General features: G+C 69.1%; 18 protein-coding genes. 9 read left to right on the top strand and 9 right to left on the bottom strand.

Annotated elements, in window-relative coordinates:
- Window positions 1-260: 260 nt before the first annotated feature.
- A complete protein-coding gene (locus ACRWNM_RS12185) occupies window positions 261-1,481 on the top strand; it encodes a MurT ligase domain-containing protein (RefSeq protein WP_431966799.1) in 1,221 nt (406 codons plus the stop codon).
- Window positions 1,474-2,184, top strand: coding sequence for a type 1 glutamine amidotransferase (locus ACRWNM_RS12180; protein WP_431966662.1), 711 nt, complete (start codon window positions 1,474-1,476; stop codon window positions 2,182-2,184). The genes ACRWNM_RS12185 and ACRWNM_RS12180 overlap by 8 nt, the downstream gene beginning before the upstream one ends.
- A 1-nt stretch (window position 2,185) precedes the next feature.
- Here the strand turns inward: ACRWNM_RS12180 and ACRWNM_RS12175 are convergent, their stop codons facing one another.
- The 4 genes from ACRWNM_RS12175 to ACRWNM_RS12160 all read right to left on the bottom strand — a co-directional run bounded on the left by ACRWNM_RS12175 (window position 2,186) and on the right by ACRWNM_RS12160 (window position 6,583).
- Entirely contained in the window at window positions 2,186-2,560 is a 375-nt protein-coding gene (locus ACRWNM_RS12175; protein ID WP_431966660.1) for a type II toxin-antitoxin system VapC family toxin, read from the bottom strand.
- Window positions 2,557-2,814, bottom strand: a complete 258-nt coding sequence (locus ACRWNM_RS12170; protein ID WP_431966658.1) for a type II toxin-antitoxin system Phd/YefM family antitoxin — start codon at window positions 2,812-2,814, stop codon at window positions 2,557-2,559. The genes ACRWNM_RS12175 and ACRWNM_RS12170 overlap by 4 nt, the downstream gene beginning before the upstream one ends.
- Before the next feature lie 110 nt (window positions 2,815-2,924).
- Window positions 2,925-3,839, bottom strand: coding sequence for a transglutaminase family protein (locus ACRWNM_RS12165; protein ID WP_431966655.1), 915 nt, complete (start codon window positions 3,837-3,839; stop codon window positions 2,925-2,927).
- Window positions 3,836-6,583 carry a circularly permuted type 2 ATP-grasp protein gene (locus ACRWNM_RS12160; protein WP_431966653.1) on the bottom strand — a complete coding sequence of 916 codons (2,748 nt, stop codon included), beginning with the start codon at window positions 6,581-6,583 and terminating at the stop codon, window positions 3,836-3,838. The genes ACRWNM_RS12165 and ACRWNM_RS12160 overlap by 4 nt, the downstream gene beginning before the upstream one ends.
- A 386-nt stretch (window positions 6,584-6,969) precedes the next feature.
- Between ACRWNM_RS12160 and ACRWNM_RS12155 the strand changes: the two genes are divergently transcribed.
- Together ACRWNM_RS12155 and ACRWNM_RS12150 are read left to right on the top strand one after the other, a co-directional pair.
- A complete protein-coding gene (locus ACRWNM_RS12155; protein ID WP_431966651.1) occupies window positions 6,970-7,173 on the top strand; it encodes a hypothetical protein in 204 nt (67 codons plus the stop codon).
- Between the two features lie 45 nt (window positions 7,174-7,218).
- A complete protein-coding gene (locus ACRWNM_RS12150; RefSeq protein ID WP_431966649.1) occupies window positions 7,219-7,863 on the top strand; it encodes a hypothetical protein in 645 nt (214 codons plus the stop codon).
- A gap of 3 nt (window positions 7,864-7,866) precedes the next feature.
- Here ACRWNM_RS12150 and ACRWNM_RS12145 read toward each other — a convergent pair whose 3' ends face one another.
- From ACRWNM_RS12145 to ACRWNM_RS12135, 3 genes are read right to left on the bottom strand one after another with little or no spacing between them, the layout of a single operon-like run.
- Window positions 7,867-8,487 carry a LysE family translocator gene (locus ACRWNM_RS12145; protein ID WP_431966647.1) on the bottom strand — a complete coding sequence of 207 codons (621 nt, stop codon included), beginning with the start codon at window positions 8,485-8,487 and terminating at the stop codon, window positions 7,867-7,869.
- 43 nt (window positions 8,488-8,530) lie between these two features.
- Window positions 8,531-9,139, bottom strand: coding sequence for a recombination mediator RecR (recR, locus tag ACRWNM_RS12140; protein ID WP_431966645.1), 609 nt, complete (start codon window positions 9,137-9,139; stop codon window positions 8,531-8,533).
- 15 nt (window positions 9,140-9,154) lie between these two features.
- Window positions 9,155-9,487, bottom strand: coding sequence for a YbaB/EbfC family nucleoid-associated protein (locus ACRWNM_RS12135; protein ID WP_431966643.1), 333 nt, complete (start codon window positions 9,485-9,487; stop codon window positions 9,155-9,157).
- Between the two features lie 128 nt (window positions 9,488-9,615).
- Between ACRWNM_RS12135 and ACRWNM_RS12130 the strand changes: the two genes are divergently transcribed.
- From ACRWNM_RS12130 to ACRWNM_RS12120, 3 genes are read left to right on the top strand one after another with little or no spacing between them, the layout of a single operon-like run.
- A complete protein-coding gene (locus tag ACRWNM_RS12130; protein WP_431966641.1) occupies window positions 9,616-10,188 on the top strand; it encodes a hypothetical protein in 573 nt (190 codons plus the stop codon).
- A 46-nt stretch (window positions 10,189-10,234) separates the two neighbouring features.
- The gene (locus ACRWNM_RS12125) at window positions 10,235-11,050 is read left to right on the top strand and encodes a MerR family transcriptional regulator (RefSeq protein WP_431966639.1); all 816 of its coding nucleotides are present in this window, start codon (window positions 10,235-10,237) and stop codon (window positions 11,048-11,050) included.
- 17 nt (window positions 11,051-11,067) lie between these two features.
- Window positions 11,068-11,418, top strand: coding sequence for a VOC family protein (locus ACRWNM_RS12120; RefSeq protein ID WP_431966637.1), 351 nt, complete (start codon window positions 11,068-11,070; stop codon window positions 11,416-11,418).
- Between the two features lie 71 nt (window positions 11,419-11,489).
- Here the strand turns inward: ACRWNM_RS12120 and ACRWNM_RS12115 are convergent, their stop codons facing one another.
- Window positions 11,490-11,924: an SRPBCC family protein gene (locus ACRWNM_RS12115; protein ID WP_431966635.1), complete on the bottom strand. Its 435-nt coding sequence runs from the start codon at window positions 11,922-11,924 to the stop codon at window positions 11,490-11,492.
- Window positions 11,925-12,149: 225 nt separating this feature from the next.
- Between ACRWNM_RS12115 and ACRWNM_RS12110 the strand changes: the two genes are divergently transcribed.
- Entirely contained in the window at window positions 12,150-13,592 is a 1,443-nt protein-coding gene (locus ACRWNM_RS12110; protein WP_431966797.1) for an FAD-binding oxidoreductase, read from the top strand.
- Window positions 13,589-14,905 (top strand): class I SAM-dependent methyltransferase, encoded by a 1,317-nt coding sequence (locus tag ACRWNM_RS12105; protein WP_431966633.1) that lies wholly within the window; start codon window positions 13,589-13,591, stop codon window positions 14,903-14,905. The genes ACRWNM_RS12110 and ACRWNM_RS12105 overlap by 4 nt, the downstream gene beginning before the upstream one ends.
- Window positions 14,906-14,997: 92 nt before the next feature.
- On the opposite strand, the gene ACRWNM_RS12100 is transcribed toward ACRWNM_RS12105, so the two are convergent.
- On the bottom strand, window positions 14,998-18,624 hold the full coding sequence (locus ACRWNM_RS12100; RefSeq protein WP_431966631.1) for a protein kinase domain-containing protein: 3,627 nt from the start codon (window positions 18,622-18,624) through the stop codon (window positions 14,998-15,000).
- Window positions 18,625-18,634 lie beyond the last annotated feature (10 nt).

Below are 18,634 nucleotides of genomic sequence, written 5' to 3'. Positions count from 1 at the left end.
CTCGCCCCACCAACACCACCACCCCCAACAGCCCCACCCCCTGACTTTTCGCACATACGCCGTGGACGCTTCACACAGGCACCGACTATGTGGGGCGCTCGAAAAGTGTGTGACATCGAAAATGGCGGTGCACTACGCGCACGCACCGCCCCACCGACCGCGCGCGAACACCGCCCGACGTGACAGCGCGCACCCCCGCCGACGCTGTCGAAGCACCGCCCGCACCTCGCACATAGACTCTCGGCGTGGCGAAGATATCGATGCGTGGGCGGATCGCCCTGCGGGCCGCGGCGGCAGCGTCGTGGGCCTCGCAGAAGGCGGGACGCGGCAAGGGTTCGATGATCGGCGGCCTGATCGCGTTGAAGATCGATCCGACGATCATGGATCAGCTCGGACGCGGCAGGCGCACGGTGCTGGTGACCGGCACCAACGGCAAGTCGACGACGACGCGGATGACCACCGCCGCGCTGAGCACCCTCGGCCAGGTCGCCACACAGGCCGACGGCGCCAACATGGACGCGGGGATCGTCGCCGCGCTGAGCACGCACCAGGGTGTGCCGCTGGCCGCCATCGAGGTGGACGAACTGCATCTGCCGCACGTCAGCGATTCGCTGAACCCGGCCGCCGTGGTGTTGCTGAACCTCAGCCGCGACCAGCTGGACCGGGTCGGCGAGATCAACATGATCGAGCGCAAGCTGCGCGCCGGGCTCGCCCGCCACCCCGACACCGTGGTGATCGCGAACTGCGACGACGTGCTGGTCACCTCGATCGCCTACGACCACCCGAACGTGGTGTGGGTCGCCGCGGGCAGCGGCTGGGCGATGGACGCGACGAGCTGTCCGCGCTCCGGTGAGCCGATCGTGTGGGAGGGCACGCACTGGCGCAGCACGGGCACGGATTTCGAACGACCGCAACCGGATTGGTGGCTCGACGGGAACGATCTCGTCGGCCCCGACGGCGAACGCCACGTGCTCGAGCTGGCGCTGCCCGGCCGGGCCAACCGGGGCAACGCCGCGCAGGCGGTGGCCGCCGCGGTCGCGCTCGGCTCGGAAGCGGCCAAGGCCGTCGCGGCCGCCGGGACGGTGCGCGAGATCGCCGGGCGCTACCGCACCGTGCAGGTCGGCGAGCACGCCGCGCGACTGCTGCTCGCCAAGAACCCCGCGGGCTGGCAGGAAGCGCTGTCGATGATCGAGCCGACCGCGGCCGGGCTGGTGATCGCGGTGAACGGGCAGGTGCCCGACGGCGAGGACCTGTCCTGGCTGTGGGACGTGCGTTTCGAGCACTTCGAGGGCGTGCAGGTGGTCGCCTCGGGCGAGCGCGCCACCGACCTCGCCGTGCGGCTCACCTATGCGGGCGTCGAGCACACCACCGTGCCGGATCCGGTGCGCGCCATCGCTTCCTGTCCGCCAGGACGAGTCGAGGTGCTCGCCAACTACACCGCGTTCCGCGACCTCAACCGCGACTTGGAGAATCATGGGTGACTCGACGGTACGGATCGGCCTGGTGCTGCCCGATGTGATGGGCACCTACGGCGACGGCGGCAACGCGCTCGTGCTGCGCCAGCGGCTGCGCATGCGCGGTTACGACGCCGAGATCGTGGAAATCAAGCTGCCCGAACCGGTTCCGAACTCGCTGGACATCTACACCCTGGGCGGCGCGGAGGATTCGGCGCAGCGGCTGGCCACCCGTCATTTGCAGCGCTACCCGGGCTTGCAGGAGGCGGCCGCGAAAGGCGCTCCGGTACTGGCCATCTGCGCCGCCATCCAGGTGCTCGGCAACTGGTACGAGACCTCGTCGGGCGAGCGCGTCGACGGCGTCGGCCTCATCGACGTGACCACCTCACCGCAAGCCAAGCGCGCCATCGGCGAGGTGACGACCAGCCCCATGCTCACGGGTCTGAAAGCGCCGCTCACCGGCTTCGAAAATCATCGCGGCGGAACGAAACTCGGCCCCGCGGCGACCGGATTGGCGCGCGTCACCCGCGGCGTCGGCAACGGAGTCGGCGACGGTCTCGAGGGCGTGGTCCAGGGCTCGGTGATCGGCACCTACATGCACGGCCCCGCCCTCGCCCGCAACCCCGAACTGGCCGACCTCCTGCTCACCCGAGCCCTCGGCGTCGACGCGCTCGAGCCGCTGAACCTCCCCGAGGTCGACCAGCTCCGCCGCGAACGCCTCCGCGCCTGAGCTACACCGCCAGAATCGGCACGTCGTACTTCTGGCAGTAAGGATCCGCGGTGACGAGCGTCAGGTTCTCGCATCGAGCCTGAGCGACCAACATCCTGTCGAACGGGTCGCGGTGAATGAGTGGCAGACGCCCAGCGGCCATGGCGTGGTCGTGGCCTATGGGCAGTTCGACGAATCCGCTGGCGCGGATGCGTTCCGGGAGTTCGTCGGGTCCGGCGAGTTCGCCGAGGGCCTGCTTGATGGCGACCTCCCAGACCGTCACCGCACTCAGGTAGACGTCCGGGTCGTGATCGAGCCGGTCCTTCAGGTCACTGGCAAGCTGCGGATCGTCGTTCAGCCACCACAGTACGACGTGCGTGTCCAGCAGCAGACTCATGGCGCAAGCCCGAAGTCGTCGCCGATCGCCGCGCTGGTCTCCTCGGAGTCCCAGTCAGCGCTCAAGACCAGCTGGCCACGCAAGGAACCACGCCCGGTGCGGTCCACCCGGCGAATGAGGGGAACCACCTTGGCGATCGGGTGGCCCGCCCGGCTGATCACGATCTCCTCGCCGTGCTCGACACGTTCGAGGATGCGCGAAAGATGCGTCTTTGCCTCATGGATGTTGAACTGCTCTGCGGCATTACCCGACATGACTCCTCCTTAGCCAAGGGGTTAGTCCACGATGGCGCTTCGTGCCATCGAAACAGATAGGCGGCGTGCATGGTGGCCGCAATACTGGCAAGCGGAGTCGCGCAGCGCGTTCACACCTCGACGGGAGCGACGTCCACCGACACGGTGATCGTGCTTTCCTTGGCCTCGGTGTAGATGATGCCGCGCAACGGCGGCACATCCGCGTAGTCGCGACCCCACGCGGCGACGACGTAGCGCTCGTCGGCGAGCTGATCGTTGGTGGGGTCGAAGCCGATCCAGCGACCCGCGCGGTCGGCCTGGCCATCCCCCGGTATCCACACCGCCGCCCAGGCGTGCGTGGCATCCGCGCCGACCATGCGCGCCTTTCCGGGCGGCGGGTCGGTGGCCAGATAGCCGGACACGTACCGCGCGGCCAGTCCGTGCGACCGCAGGCAGGCCGCACCGATCCTGGCGAAATCCTGGCAGACGCCGGTGCGCGCGGCGAACACGTCGATGACCCTGGTGGAGACGTTCGTCGAGCCGGAGCGGTAGGTGAAGTCGCGGTGGATGCGGGTGGTCAGCTCGGTCACCGCGGCGAGCAGCGGACGGCCGGGTGTGAGCGATTGCGCGGCGTACGCGGTGACCTCGTCGGTGATCTCCGGCGGATGCAGGTCCAGGGTGAATTCCACGGCCAGCGGACCGTTCCCGTGGCCGGGGCGGGCGGACTCCCAGGGCAGCAGCGCCGGGCCGTCCACAGGCTCGGCGGGCGGGTCGACCTCGACAATGGACTCGGCGCCGACGACCAGCTCCCGGTGTTCGGCCGTGACGTGGAAGTAGCAGGTGGTGTTGCCGTACACGTCGGTGCCGATGGACCGGTCCGACGGCACCGGATCGATGTGCACGTCGTGCGCGAGCAGCCGCTGCCCGGGGAACTCGCGCGGCGTGAGATAGGCCCGCCCATAGGAGCTGGTGACTTGCTCGGAGTAGGAGTACGTGGTGCGATGCGCCACCCGATACCGCCGGGCCGCACCGTCGCCGCCGATCATCCGACCACCCGGGTGGTGCCCCACAGCGGCTGAATACCCACCGGCAGCGAGAGTTTCGTCGTCTCGAAGGATTCCGCGATCTTGCGCAGCCGCAGGTGCACGCCTTCGAGCAGGTCGGCCAATTCGGTGCGCCTCCCGTTCTCGTCGGTGAACTCCAGCTCGTCCGGGTCCAGGCGACGCAGCATGCGCTGGGCGTCGGCGAGCAACCGCTGCGGCCGTGAGGATCCCGAGGCGCCGGGCAGGGCGGCGAAATCCACCTCGAGCCGTTCCAGCTGATAGGCCAGCGACCGCGGGTTGCCCCTGTCGAACAGCAGCAGTCCGGCGACCGCCGAGACCCGGACCGAATCCCGGTGCCGCCGACGGTAACTCACCGAGGACTCGGCGGCCTGCAACACCGCCTCGGTGACCACCCGCTGCGCCTCCGCGGGGTAGGTCTCGGTCAAGGCCGCGGACAGCAGCGCCGTCACGGCGAGTCCGCGCTCGACGCGTTTGCCGATATCCGTGACATACCAGCCGATGTCGCGCACCACGGACTCGGACCAGATGCCGGAGAGTGAGAGCACCGCGGCGAGGGTCTGCGAATGCACCGCGGAGAGCGCCGTCTCCTGATCGCCGCCGCTGCCCCGGTATTCGGCGAGCGCCCGGTCCACCGAGCTCAGAATCATCCAGGTGTCGTGCGAGAGCTGGTCGCGCACGGCGCGCGCCGACGAGCCGTACCGATCGATCGCGAACGCCAGCGATCCGGGCAGTTCACGGTCGATGGTCAACGATTCGAGATAGTCGTGCCCCTCGCGGGACGCACCCGCCACCGCGGCCACCCAGCCGTTGCCGTGCTCGGCACCTTCCGCCGGGGGCCCCTCGACGGGGAAACCCGTTGCCGCACCGGGTGACTCGGCGTCGGCGGCATGCGGCGGACGCACGTCGTGGACGACAGCGTCGGGTGCAGTCGTGCCGGTGGTCACGGCCAGCGCCGACATCAGCACGGTCACCGCCTCCGCGCCCTCCATCCATGGCCGGTAGCGGAAGTCCTGGTAGCGGTCGTGGGTGGCCATGAGCAGGCGCACCGCCGCCTCGGCGCGCTCGCCGTAGCGGCCCATCCAGAACAGATCGTTGAGCACGCGGGGCGAGCTGATCGCCTCGACGACGGGCGCGGTTCGCCGCTCGCGCGCCTCGTGCGGGGGTTCGGCGCTGACGGCCGTCGTCGCGGCGGGCGCGGCGCGGACCCAGACGTCCTTGGCCGCGATCTTGATCACCACCCGGTCCGGCTGGGTGCGCTGGCGCAGCTGACCGAGGCCGCCCGCCATCGCGGTGTACCCGCCGCGACGAGCCATCGAGAAGAGCCGCATGCCCACCGGCGACGCCGCCAGACCGCCGTAACCCTGCACGGCCGGGGCCACCGAGAACTGGGCCGGTTCCTGGCCGACCCAGCGCCAGCCGTCCGCCTCGATGCGCCGACGCAACTCCTCGCGCATGGTGGCTGTGAGATCCGGCCCGAACAGCGTGGCGCCGTCCACCGTCGACCGGATGATCAGCTTCTCCAGATTGGCGAGCAGATGCGAACGCTCGCTCGGGTCGCCGCCCCAATACGTGGGCGCGCTGTCCAGCAGCAGGTCCTCGCCGAGCAGCGCGCGGGAGATCCGCGGCAGAAACGCCGCCAGCGCAGGGTTTTCCAGCAATCCGCTGCCCAGCGTGTTCACCACGGTCACCGCGCCGCGGCGCAGCACCTCGACCAGCCCGACCACCCCGAGATGCGAATCCGGGCGCAGGTCCAGCGGATCGGAGAATTCCGCGTCCACCCGCCGCAGCACCACGTCCACCCGCCGCAACGTGCCGAGCGAGCGCATCCACAGCGCGCCGTCGCGCACCACCAGGTCGGCGCTCTCGACCAGCGGGAAACCCAGCGTCGACGCGAGATACGCCTGATCGAAGGCGGTTTCGGACTGCACGCCCGGGCTCAGCACCACCACCACCGGATCGTCGTCGGCCACCGGCGCGGCCTCGATCAGCAGCAGCCGCATCGCCCTGGCGAACGGCGTGAGCGGGCGCGGGCTCGAATGCTCGAACGCCTCCGGGATCGCGGTCGAGACCACGCGCCGGTCGGCCAGCGCGTAACCGGCCCCCGACGGCGCCTGCGCCCAGTCGGCGATGGCGCGGAACTCGCCGTCGCTCCACCGGCTGATGTCGCAGGCGTGCAGGAACAGCTGATGCCGTCCGGGAATCGTGATGCCGTGCGCGGCGCGCACATAGCCCGTGTTGCCGAACACGACCTCCGGTGGCAGCAGCCCCGAGGTGATGGTGCGGCGCGAACCGTAGACATCGGTGAGCACTTCGTCCAATACCCGGGAGCGCTGCACCAGACCGGCCTCCAGGCGGGTCCAGTCGTCGGCGGAGACCAGCAGCGGAATCGGGTCGAGCCGCCACGGCGTCGGAATCGCGGCCTCGCCCGCCCGCACTACCTCGGTGTAGGTGATGCCGTCGTCCTCGATCAGCCTGCGCACCCTGGTGTCCAGCCTGCCGAGCCCCGCGATGCCGATCTCCACGAAGTCGGCCGAGAGCTCCGACCACATCGGCCGCACCGTGCCTTCGGCGTCGACCAGTTCGTCGTAGTAACCGCCGGTGGGCCTGCCGCATTCGTCGTAAGCGCCGCTGTGCCCACCCTCGGCCCGATACCGCGCGAACTGCTCGGCGATCTGTTCCCGCACGTCGGCGGCCGTCGCCGCCGGGGGCACCGCATCGGCGACCATGCCGACCTCACCTCCGCTGTCAGACGTCGCGCGTCCGGCCGTGACGCACGCGCGTCCGATCCGCACCGCACCGGTCGCCGACCGGTCCCCAGACGGTGCGGGCGCGACGTGAATTGCCTGCCTGGCACGTCGAAGTCGGTCGACTGTGCTGCCATCTTCGCACGTGAATCCGCGCGATCGACCCGAGTCGCGGCGTGTCCACCCCCCTCGACACGACGATTGCGACGCGATTGCGCGGCCTTTTGGGACTCTCGCGCTTGGCGCGCAACGCCTTCAGCACACGATCTTGCGCCGTGCAGTCCGCCGACACGCCCGTCCCGCCTCCCACCATCGGCCCGAGGCGAGTGCTAAGACCGAATAACCAATTGATCTCGTCAGGAGGTCCCATGCGCGTGACATGCCCATCCTGCGAATCCGCGGTAGACCACTGCCACGGCACCCTGATCGTCCACGCGGGCCGCGGCCCCGAATGCACCGACGCCGGCTGCCTCTCCTACTGCCATACTCGCCATACCTTCGTCGTCGGCTGCGGCGACATCGCAGGCGGCTGCGCCTGCGCGACCGAAACCCCGACCCGCCGCCGCGCCTGACCCGGTGCCCGAAGAAGGCACGGTAGCTCCCCGTACGCTGGCCGGGTGAACTACGACCACGTGTTGTTGCCGTCCGGTGTTGCTGCGAACCCGACCGAGGTGGAGGCGTATCTGGTCGGGCAGCAGGGGGTGGCCGAGGCCGCGGTGGTCGCGGAGATGGCGGCGGAGATCAACGAGCGGAATCTGGAGCTGCCGGAGGAGGACAGCTTCCTCAGCGAGGAGTCGGTGGGCGGGGCGGCGAACGGCGCCGTGCTGCACGTGGCGTGCCCGTACGACGCGATCGGCTACGTGCGCGAGCTGCTCTTCGACATCGCGACGCCGCGGGGCTACGCGATCTACGACCCGCAGCTCGCCTGGGTGATCGACCCGGCGGAGCACGTGCCGGTCTCCGTCACCCACGGCGGCGCGGGCACGTTCCCTTATCTCACCGAAACGCTTGTGCGGCAGTGGGTTCCGGAGCTCGCGGCGCCCAACCCGTATCTGATCGTCGAGCGGTCCGACCACGACTACATCCAGACCTATCGCGGCAAGCCCGGCGAATACACGGTCGAATACCGCGACGGCGGACCCGATCGGCACTACGGCGCCACCGTCGAGGACCCCGCCACGGTCGCGGACCTGATCTGGGCGTGGACCACCGGCGAGCGGGACGCATTCGCGCGCGTCCAGTGGACCCGCGTGGAGTTCTGACCGCTACTGGTTCTGCACGGCCAGCCGCCCCGCGAGCGCGACGAACGACGCACCGAACACCCGCCGCATCCACGTCACCACCATCGGCCGCGCGATGACATACCTGCGCACCGCCGCCGCGCACGCGCCGTAGGCCACGAACACCACGAAGGTGGCCAGCATGAAGATGCCGCTCAGCTCGAGCATGCGGGCCAGCGCGTTCGGCGCGCCCGCGGGCACGAACTGCGGCAGGAACGCGAAGAAGAAGATCGTCAGCTTCGGATTCAGGATGTTGAGCAGCACCGCCGAGGTGATCACCTGGCGTGCGCGCGGCGCGGCGCGGCCGGTCCCGGTATCGGGGATGGCGAGCGCGCCCTTGTCCCGCACCGTGTTCCACGCCATGTACAGCAGGTAGGCGACACCGAGGTACTTCAGCGTCTGGAAGGCGACGGCACTGGCGTTCAACAGCGCCGCGAGACCGGTCACCGCCGCGATCATGTGCGGGATGATGCCGAGGGTGCAGCCGAAGGCCGCGACGACGCTGGCGCGCACACCGCGGGACAGTCCAGCCGCGAGAGTGAAGAGGACGCCGGTGCCCGGGGTGGCGACGATGACGAGCGTCGTCAGCAAGAACTCGATGCTCATCCCCCGCACTGTAATCCGCGCAGCCGGACGAAGTCCCGGGAACTTACAACGCGCGCCTGCCGGAAAGGGCTCGGCCCAGGGTCAATTCGTCGGCGAATTCCAGATCGCCGCCCATGGGCAGACCGGAGGCGAGCCGGGTCACCGCGAGACCGGGGAAATCGCGCAGCATCCGCACCAGGTAGGTGGCCGTCGCCTCGCCCTCGGTGTTCGGGTCGGTCGCGATGATCACCTCGCTGACGTCCACGCCGTCCTGTTGATTGCCGATGCGCCCCAACAGCTCCCGAATGCGCAGCTGGTCGGGCCCGACACCGCTGAGCGGGTCGAGCGCTCCGCCGAGCACGTGGTAGCGGCCACGGAATTCACGGGTGCGCTCGATCGCCTGCACATCCTTGGGCTCTTCGACCACGCAGATCATGGTGCGGTCGCGGCGAGGGTCGGCGCAGATGCGGCACAGTTCGCCGTCGGAGACGGTGCCGCACACCACGCAGAACTGCACGCCGTCGCGCACCTTCTGGAGCGCGGCCTGCAACCGGTCGATCTCCGGCGGCTCCACCTGGAGCAGGTGAAACGCGATGCGCTGCGCGCTCTTCGGACCGACGCCGGGCAGCTTGCCCAGCTCGTCGATCAGATCCTGTACCGGACCCTCGTACAACCGTCCCGTCCTCGATCAGAAATCCGGCAAACCGGGCAGCGAACCGCCGCCGGAGAGCGGTCCGAGGCGCTCGGCCGCCAGCCGCTGCGCGTTGCTCATCGCGTCGTTGACCGCGCCGATCACCAGATCCTGCAGGCCCTCGACGTCATCGGGGTCGACCACCTTCGGGTCGATGGTCAGCGACACCACCTCGCCCGTCGCCTTGATCCGCACCTGGACCAGACCCCCGCCGGCCTGTCCCTCCACCTCGGAAGCCGCGATCTCGGCCTGAGCCTGCATCACCGCCTGCTGCATCTGCTGCGCTTGGGCGAGTAGTTGCTGCATGTCGAACTGACCCTCAGGCTGCACGGCTCGTCCTCTCTGGGGGAGATTGTCACGGTTCAGACTAGTCCTCCCCCGTATGCCGAGACAGCCAGCCCCGACCCGCCTAGCCTGGAGGTGGGTCGGATACCGGTTCGTGAATTCTGGAGACAGCAATGAGCACAAACCGCGTACTTCTCGTGGGCGCCATCGCGGTTTCGGCCCTCTTTCCGACCTTGTTCCCAGCTCCGGCCGCGTCGGCAGATCCCGAGGTGACCCCCGCGGCCTCCGACTACGGCGGCGGCTGCGTGCTGTATCCCGAGGACAAGGCGGCCACCCTGGATTCGCTGCGCCTCCGTTGCTCGGCCGAGCAGCAGGACGCGATCTTCCACGACTCGCCGGCCGGTGCGGTGCCGATCGGCGTCAAGGACGGCTGGGTGGTCAGGCCCGCCTACGTTCAAGGCATCACGCCGAGCCTGTGGATCGGGAAGACCTTCTACACCGGCCCCGACGGCGGCTATCTGCTGAACCGGCTGACCGGCGCGGGCACGGAAGGCTGGCGGGCCGACGTGTATCGCGCACCCGCGATCCTGGACGGCGGCCCGGCGTGGGCGCTGGACTACGACCCGTCGCCGACCCCGCCGCTCTATGACGAGATCCGCGAGGTGACCCCCGGCGTGTGGCTCGGCTACTCGTGGTGGCGCGGCGCGCTCCAGACCACCCTGCTGCTGACTTTCGCGCTTGCCTGAACGGGTCGCTTGACTCTCCCCTCACTGGAGGGTGTTCGCTGAGCGCATGACCGCGACCGTCTCGATCGGTGAGTTCGCCAGGCTGACCTACCTGAGCGTGAAGACGCTGCGCCACTACCACGACATCGAGCTACTCGAACCGGTGTCGGTCGACCCGGGCTCCGGTTACCGGCGCTACTCCACCGAGCAGGTGGCGCAGGCCCATCTGATCCGGCGGCTGCGCCGCTTGGACATGCCGCTGCCCGAGATCAAGGCCGTACTCGCCGCGCCGGACATCACCGCCCGCGACAGCGCGCTGCGTGCGCATCTGGAGCGCATGGAGGCGGAACTCCAGCGGACGCGCGCGGTGGTGACCTCGCTGCGTTCGCTGCTGACCGAGCCCGCGCCGATCTCGGTGAGCTACCGCTCGATTCCGGCGTTTCCGGCGCTGGCCGTCACCGACTTCGTCGAGCGCGACGGGATCGATTCCTGGTGCAGTCGCTCGTTCACGCTGCTCTACGAGACCTTGGCGGCCGCGGGCGTGGCCCCCGCAGGGGTCGGCGGCGCGACCTACGCGATGGACTTCTTCGAAGACGACGCCGGCGAGGTGGTCGCGTTCGTGCCGATCACGACGCGCGAGGCCATCGAACCGCCCGAGGGACTGTCGGTGCTCGAACTTCCCGCGCGCCGCTTCGCCGTCGCCGTGCACAGCGGCGCCTTCGAGGACTTCGACCGCACCTACGGCGCGCTGGGCAGCCATGTCGCCGAACACGACACCGCGCTGCCCGAACCGGTGCGCGAGCTCTACCTGGTGGCCCCGAACGACACCGACGACCCCACCGAATACCTCACCGAAGTCTGCTGGCCCATCGGCGGACGCTGAGACAGGAGAGAACGACCATGACGCTGTCCATCGCCAACGTCACCTTCGATTGCGAGAATGCCGCTGCGCTCGCCGGATTCTGGGCGGAGCTGCTCGAACAGCGCGTCGACGAGGAGGCCAGTGAGTTCTTCGCGACCGTCGGACGGGCATCGGGACATTCGCCGTTGCTGATGTTCATCAAGGTGCCGGACAAGACGCCGGGCAAGAACGTCGTGCACCTGGACCTGCAAGCGCCGGATTGGCGCGATCACGTCGAGCGCGCGGTCGCCCTCGGCGCGAAGCACGTCGCCGATTTCGACGAGTACGGGCAGCAATGGGCCACGCTGGCCGACCCGGAGGGCAACCTGTTCGATATCGGCGCCGCTTGACGATCGCCGAACGCAGCGGCCGGGCCCTGTTCCAGGACCCGGCCGCTGCTTCGCTCGATTCGGATTCGAGCTCAAGCCAATTCGCGCCGCAGGTTCTCCAGTACCTCGGCCTGGATCTTCTTCAGCCCCAGCGGCGCGAAGATGCCCTCGAAGATGCCCGAGATGCCGCCCGCGCCCTTCCAGGTCGTGCGCAGTGTGACCTGCGCGCCGTCGCCCTCCGGCGTCACGGTCCAGGTGTTCACCATGGTGGAGTTCGAGTCGCGCTCGGTGACAATGGAATCCGACACCGAAACGACGGCGTGCACATTGCGCGAGCGCTTTTCGGTGGCCTGCAAAGTCCATTCGGCCACGGTGCCCGCGCCCTTGCCGCCCTCGACGACCTTGTAGTCGCGGTAGTGCGGAGAGAGGATGCGCGGACGCACCGTCACGTAGTCCGCGATGGCGTCGAGCGCGCGCTTCGGATCCGCGGCGACGGTGATCGAACTGCTGGCGCTGACCTGTCCCACAATGAGCTCCTTGTCCGGATGCGGTGTCTCGACCGCCCCCTATCCTGCCCTGCGCCCTTGCCGCTTCGCTCGCCAGCCCGATCTTGTTCCGATTCGTGTCCGATGACGTGACTGCCACCTCGAACACCGGGTATTCCCGATGCAACATTCCCGTGACATTTATCCCGGCTCGATCAATTCTCAGTGGCTGTAGGTCACGGTGCGTACTAGCGTCGAGGGGTGGCAGTGAGTCTGTTGGGGAAGGCCGGTCACAGTCCGGCCGCACGCGAATCAGGGTTTGCCGCGCATCGAGCGGGTGTGGATCGCCTCCTGGCGAGTTATCGCGCCATACCCGCGAACGCCAACGTGCGGCTGGCGAAGAAGACCTCGAACCTGTTCCGGGCGAGGGCCAAGAACACCGCACCCGGCCTGGACGTCTCGGGACTCACCTCGGTGATCGCGGTGGACAGCGCCGCGCGAACCGCCGACGTCGCAGGCATGACCACCTACGAGGACCTGGTGGCCGCGACCCTGCCGTACGGGCTGGCGCCGCTGGTGGTTCCGCAGCTCAAGACCATCACGCTCGGCGGCGCGGTCACCGGACTCGGCATCGAGTCCACCTCGTTCCGCAACGGCCTCCCGCACGAGTCCGTGCTGGAGATGGACGTGCTGACCGGAGCGGGCGAGTTGATCACCGCGCGGCCGGACGGCGAGCACGCGGATCTGTTCCGCGGCTTCCCCAATTCCTACGGCACGCTCGGCTACACCGTCCGGCTGAAGATCGAGCTCGAGCGGGTCGAGCCCTATGTGGCGCTGCGCCACGTGCGATTCCGCGACCTGCGGGAACTGGAGGCCGCGATCGCGCGGATCGTGGACGAGAAGTCCTACGACGGCGAGCGGGTCGACTACCTGGACGGCGTCGTCTTCACCGCCGACGAGAGCTACCTGACCCTCGGCAGGCAGACCGACGAGCCGGGCCCGGTCAGCGACTACACCGGGATGGACATCTACTACCGCTCGATCCAGCACGGATCCGCCGAACCCACGCGCGATCGCCTCACCATCCACGACTACCTGTGGCGCTGGGACACCGACTGGTTCTGGTGCTCGCGGGCATTCGGCACGCAGAACCCGAGGATCCGGCGGTTCTGGCCGAAGCGCTACCGGCGCAGCAGCTTCTACTGGAAACTGGTCGCCCTCGACCACAAGTACGACATCGGCGACAAGCTGGAGGCCCGCAAGGGCAACCCGCCGCGCGAACGGGTGGTGCAGGACATCGAGGTCCCGGTGGAGCGCACCGCGGATTTCGTCGAGTGGTTCCTGCGCGAGATCCCGATCGAGCCGATCTGGCTGTGCCCGCTGCGCTTGCGGGACACGGGCGCGCCCGCCGCGACGAGCGGACGCGCCTGGCCGCTCTACCCGATCGAGCCGAACCGGACCTACGTCAACGTGGGATTCTGGTCGGCCGTGCCCACCGTTCCCGGACAGCAGGAGGGCGCGGCCAACCGCGCCATCGAACGCACGGTGACCGAATTCGACGGGCACAAATCGCTGTACTCGGACGCTTTCTACGACGAGGACGAGTTCGCGGCGCTCTACGGCGGCGAGATTTACACCGAAGTGAAGAAACGCTACGACCCGGACCAGCGCTTGCTGGATTTGTATTCGAAGGCGGTGCAGAGGAAATGACGACTTTCAAGGACCGTTCCGACGTGTTCGCGGATCTGGGAACCAAGCTGAGCATTGCCGAGATCTTCGAGAGCCTCGTCGACGGCGAGGTCCCGATTCGCCTGACCGCCTACGACGGCAGCGCGACCGGGCCGGAGGATTCGGACTACACCCTCGACATCAAGACGCCGCGCGGCATCAACTACCTGGCCACCGCGCCCGGTGATCTCGGCATGGCGCGCGCCTACATCGCGGGCGACATGACCGCCTCCGGCGTCCACCCCGGCGACCCGTACGACCTCCTGAAGGCGATGCAGGACTTGAATTTCCGGCGTCCCTCGGCGCTCGCGCTGGTCACCATCGCACGCTCGCTCGGGTGGGAGCGGCTCAAGCCGGTCGCGCCGCCGCCGCAGGAGACGCTGCCGCGCTGGCGCCGGATCGCATTCGAGGGCCTGCGCCACTCCAAGACCCGCGACGCGGAGGCCATCCACCACCACTACGACGTCTCGAACGCCTTCTACGAGCACGTCCTCGGCTCCTCGATGACCTACACCTGCGCGGTCTACGGCGACGAGAACTGGACGCTGGAGCAGGCCCAGGAGAACAAGTACCGCTTGGTCTTCGACAAGTTGCGGCTGAAGGAAGGCGACCGGCTGCTCGACATCGGCTGCGGCTGGGGCGGCATGGTGCGCTACGCGGCGCGGCGCGGCGTGAAGGTCATCGGCGCGACGCTCTCCGCGGAACAGGCCGAATGGGCGCAGCGCAAGATCGCCGAAGAAGGGCTCGCCGATCTGGCCGAGGTGCGCCACTCGGACTACCGCGACGTGCCCGAGGGCGAGTTCGACGCGGTGTCCTCCATCGGCCTCACCGAGCACATCGGCGTGCACAACTACCCGTTCTACTTCGAATTCATCAAGAGCAAGCTGCGCGACGGCGGCCTGTTCCTGAACCACTGCATCACCCGGCCGGACAACACCCGCACCACCAAGGCGGGCGATTTCATCGACCGGTACGTGTTTCCGGACGGCGAACTGATCGGCTCCGGCCGCATCATCTCCGAGATCCAGAACATCGGGCTCGAGGTGCTGCACGAGGAGAACCTGCGCGAGCACTACGCGCTGACCCTGCACGAATGGTGCAAGAACCTGGTCGCCAACTGGGACGCCTGCGTCGAGGAAGTCGGCGAGGGCACCGCCAAGGTATGGGGTCTGTACATGGCGGGATGCCGGCTCGGCTTCCAGCGCAACGTGGTTCAGCTGCACCAGGTGCTCGGGGTCAAGCTGCCCGCCGACAGAACGTGGACGGTCCCGCTGCGCCCCTGGTGGGAGGCGTGACCCGCTGACGCTGGTTCGCGACCGGCATCGCTCGGCTCAGCCGGTCGACGTGTACCCGCCGATGCACGCGGATTCGTAGCGCTGCCCGCTTGTCAGTCCAGGAGTTCTTCCAGGAACACGGCGGGTAGCGTCACGTCCTCGAGCTGATCGGGCGCGGCGTGCATCTCGGTGAGCAGCACGCGCAGGATGGCGACCACGCCCGGTCCGGCGTCGAGCAGCGGGCGGGTCCAACCCAGTTCCGCGCAGGTGGCGGCGGCGGGAAGCAGCAGGCCCGCGGCCTCACCGACCCAGCCGGAGGCGGCGAGGCATTCGGCGAGCAGCAGGGCGGTGTCCAATTCCGCTCGGGGACGGTCCTGTTCGAGCATCCGGCCGTGCAAGGCGCGGGCGCGGCGCACGGCGGTGTCGTCCGAGTGCAGGGCCTTGCGCGCGAGCAGGCCGCGGATACCGGCGAGCTCCTCGGCTTCGGCCGTGAGCGCGGCGGAGCCGACCAAGCGGTGATGCACGACGCCGAGCGCCTCCGCCTGCCCGTCGCCGTGCGCCACGGCCTCGACCGGCAGGCCGAGCCGCAACCGTTCGGCGCGGATGTGCGCGGCCAGCCGGACCAAGCGCTGCTCGGCGGCCACGCGGGCGCCGTCGTCCAGCCGGGCCGCCGCGGTGGCGAGATCGCCGCGCACCGCCTTCACCCTGGCGCCGGTGACGAATGTCGAGATCAGGAAGTCGACCGGACCGACCCGGGTGACCAGCTGGTGGCTCTCGTCCAGCAGCCGGTCGGCGGTGTCGAGATCGCCTCGGCGATAGTTCAATTCGCCGAGCAGCGCCGAGGCCACCCGCACCGCGTCGGTACGCGGACCCGAGCGGAGCCTGGCCGTCTCCCACGCCTGCTGGAAACACTGGGTCGCGGTGGCGATATCGAGCTGCTCGTAGGCCGCCGCGCCCTGCCCGCACAGACCGAACACCGAACCGAGCGGATCCTTCGAGACGGCGTGGTATCGGGTCGCCCACTCCTGGATCGAGCGAGCGCCGTCGAAATCGAACTCGCACAGCCGCACGAACGAGATGAGGTTCGCCGCGGTGGACACGGTCCAGGCGGGCAGCTCGTCCGCATGCTCCAGGCATCCCTCGATCCGATCGAGCACGCCCTCGGTGTGGTCCCGCGCGATCTGGTCGGCGGCGGCGAGTACCGTGGCCTCCCACCGCTGCTGGACCACGTCGGCGTCGCCCGACGAGCCGCGGGCCAGCATGTTCGACAGTCTGCCGAGCGCGCTGCGCGCCGCGGTGGACTGCTGCAGATTCACGTTCGCCCGTGCCACCGCCATCAGCAGCTTGGATCGCGAAGCGACCTGCTGCACGGGCAGTTTCGACACCGTGCCGAGCAGGGTGGCCAGCCGGGAGGCGTCGATCAGATCCATGCCGCCGCCCTCGAGCAGGTCGAGCGCCATCTTCAGATCCGCCGCGGCCAGCGCGTGGTCCACCGACTTGCGTAGCAACTGATGTTCGGCGTACCAGCGGGAGGCCTTGCGATGCTGCGACTTCAGTTTGCCGGGTTGCGTCCGCTCCAACCGGGCCCGCAGATGCTCGGCGAACAGCGGCTGCATCCGGTACCACTCCGGATCGTGCTCGATGCGGCGCAGGAACAGCTCACGCTGCTCGGCTTGGGCGAGCAGCAGCTCGGCCTCGCTGTCGTCGGACAGCGCGGCGGCCAGCGGAGCCGAGACGCGCTCGGTCACCGAGATCGCGGTGAGGAAATCCAGCATTCGCGGTTCGAGCGCGTCGAGCACGTTCTCGGCGAGGTATTCGCGGATGCCGTGACTGCCCTCCGACAGCGTCGCGATCAACTGGTCGGCGTCGACGTTGCCGCGCAGCGAGAGGCTGATCAGCTGAATGGCGGCGGGCCAGCCGTCGGTCGTCTCGTGGATCTGCTCCAGCTGGGCCTCGGTGAGCGCGAAACCGTTGCGCTCCACCAGGATCTGCTTCGTCTCGGCCATGGTCAGCCGCAGCGCCGCCGAACCGATCTCGACCAGTTCGTCGTGTACTCGCATCCGGCTGGTCGGCAGCCCGGACTGTTCCCTGCTGGTCACCACGAAGCGCAGGTGGTGGCAGCCGTTGTCGAGCAGCGACTCCATCACGCGGTGCGTGCCGGGATCGCTGACGCGATGCCAGTCGTCGACCACCACCACGATGGTCTCCTCGCCCGCGTGAATCTCGTTGATGAGGGTCGTCATGACGTAGCCGACCGCATCGCCCGCGCGTTCCTCGAGCGCTCGGTCGAGACCGGCGCCGATATCGGGCCGCACCCGGTGGATGGCCTGGATGAGGTGGGCGAGGAACCAGATCTCGTTGTCGTCGTCCTGGTCGATGCCGATCCACGCGACCGGCACGCCGCCGCCCGCCAGCTCCGCGCGCCACTGCGCGGCCACCATGCTCTTGCCGAAACCGGCGGGGGCGTGGATCATCGCGAGCCTGCGACGGCCGCCGCCGCGCAGGATGTCCATCAGGCGTGGTCGCGGCACCGGTTCGAGGACCGGAGTGGGCGGGTGGAACTTCGTCGCCGCGGTGGGCGGCATGGTGGCCGAACCGCCGGGATGCCGCGACACGGCGGGGCGCAGCGTCAACGGCCAGCTGCGCCGGGTGACCGCGCGCCCGGTGCGCGTGGACGGTTGCGCTTCGACCGGGTGCTCGCCATCGGGTTCTTCGAGCGACACGGCGGTGTCCAGCAGCGCCATCTCGTCGGGCAACTGCTCGTGCTCCCGCTGCACCGAGCGCAGCAACATGCCGAATTCGAACGCCGACTCCGGTCGATCGGCCGGGTCGGGCGCCATGGCCTGCTCGATCGCGTCGGCCACATCGGGCGGGATGTCCTGTTCGCGCAGATCCGGCACCGGCTGGGTGGTGATCCGCAGGAACTGCGCCACCACCTTCTCCCCCGCCTGCCTCTCGAAGGCCGCGTGGCCGGTGAGCAGCGCGAACAGCGTCGCGCCGAGACCGTAGATGTCGGAGCGGACGGTCGGCTCCTCGCCCTTGAGCACTTCCGGCGCGGTGAACGCGGGCGAGCCGGTGATCATGCTGCTCGAGGTGCGGAAGCCGCCGGGGATCCGCGCGATGCCGAAATCGGTGAGCTGCGGTTCGCCGTAGCCGCTGAGCAGCACGTTGGCGGGCTTGACGTCGCGATGCAGGATCTGCGCCCGGTGCGCGCTCTCGATCGCACCCGCCAGCTTCACCCCGGCGCGCAGCGAATCGGCCCACGTGAGCGGGCCCCGTTCGCGGATGAGCTGTTCCAGCGAGCCGTGCGTGCAGTACGGCATCACGATGATCGGCATTCCGCTGGCGGTGACGTCCACCTGCAGGATGTCGACGATGTTGGGGTGGCCGGAGAGCCTGCCCATGGCCTGCTCCTCGCGGAGGAAGCGCTCGCGGCTCTCGACGTCGATCTCGGAGGAGAGCACCTTCACCGCGACGACCCGTTCCAGCGCGGTCTGCAGGCAGCGGTACACCACGCCGAATCCACCCCTGCCGATCTCGACCGCGCCGGAGAGACCCATCACCTCGAGCTCGTCGGCGATGCCGATCGGCTCGTTGCGCTGGGTGTCCGCGCCGCGCCGAGTTTCCCCGACGCGTTGCGTTTCCGCGGCACGCTGCGGGTCGTCCACCCCGGGCTGGGCATTCGAATCGGCCTGGGACGCTTCGGGACTCACCTTGCCCGAGCCCGCCTGTGGATTCACGTGACCACCT

This window comes from Nocardia sp. bgisy134 (genome assembly GCF_965341865.1).
In the GTDB taxonomy this organism is placed as follows: domain Bacteria; phylum Actinomycetota; class Actinomycetes; order Mycobacteriales; family Mycobacteriaceae; genus Nocardia.
Note: the sequence above shows the minus strand (reverse complement) of the source record. Positions and strands in the feature narration are given on the sequence as shown.

Coding starts and splice junctions, on each gene's coding strand:
- ACRWNM_RS12185 (WP_431966799.1), top strand. CDS start 261: ATGCGTGGGCGGATCGCCCTGCGGGCCGCGGCGGCAGCGTCGTGGGCC.
- ACRWNM_RS12180 (WP_431966662.1), top strand. CDS start 1,474: ATGGGTGACTCGACGGTACGGATCGGCCTGGTGCTGCCCGATGTGATG.
- ACRWNM_RS12175 (WP_431966660.1), bottom strand. CDS start 2,560: ATGAGTCTGCTGCTGGACACGCACGTCGTACTGTGGTGGCTGAACGAC.
- ACRWNM_RS12170 (WP_431966658.1), bottom strand. CDS start 2,814: ATGTCGGGTAATGCCGCAGAGCAGTTCAACATCCATGAGGCAAAGACG.
- ACRWNM_RS12165 (WP_431966655.1), bottom strand. CDS start 3,839: ATGATCGGCGGCGACGGTGCGGCCCGGCGGTATCGGGTGGCGCATCGC.
- ACRWNM_RS12160 (WP_431966653.1), bottom strand. CDS start 6,583: ATGGTCGCCGATGCGGTGCCCCCGGCGGCGACGGCCGCCGACGTGCGG.
- ACRWNM_RS12155 (WP_431966651.1), top strand. CDS start 6,970: ATGCGCGTGACATGCCCATCCTGCGAATCCGCGGTAGACCACTGCCAC.
- ACRWNM_RS12145 (WP_431966647.1), bottom strand. CDS start 8,487: ATGAGCATCGAGTTCTTGCTGACGACGCTCGTCATCGTCGCCACCCCG.
- ACRWNM_RS12130 (WP_431966641.1), top strand. CDS start 9,616: ATGAGCACAAACCGCGTACTTCTCGTGGGCGCCATCGCGGTTTCGGCC.
- ACRWNM_RS12125 (WP_431966639.1), top strand. CDS start 10,235: ATGACCGCGACCGTCTCGATCGGTGAGTTCGCCAGGCTGACCTACCTG.
- ACRWNM_RS12120 (WP_431966637.1), top strand. CDS start 11,068: ATGACGCTGTCCATCGCCAACGTCACCTTCGATTGCGAGAATGCCGCT.
- ACRWNM_RS12105 (WP_431966633.1), top strand. CDS start 13,589: ATGACGACTTTCAAGGACCGTTCCGACGTGTTCGCGGATCTGGGAACC.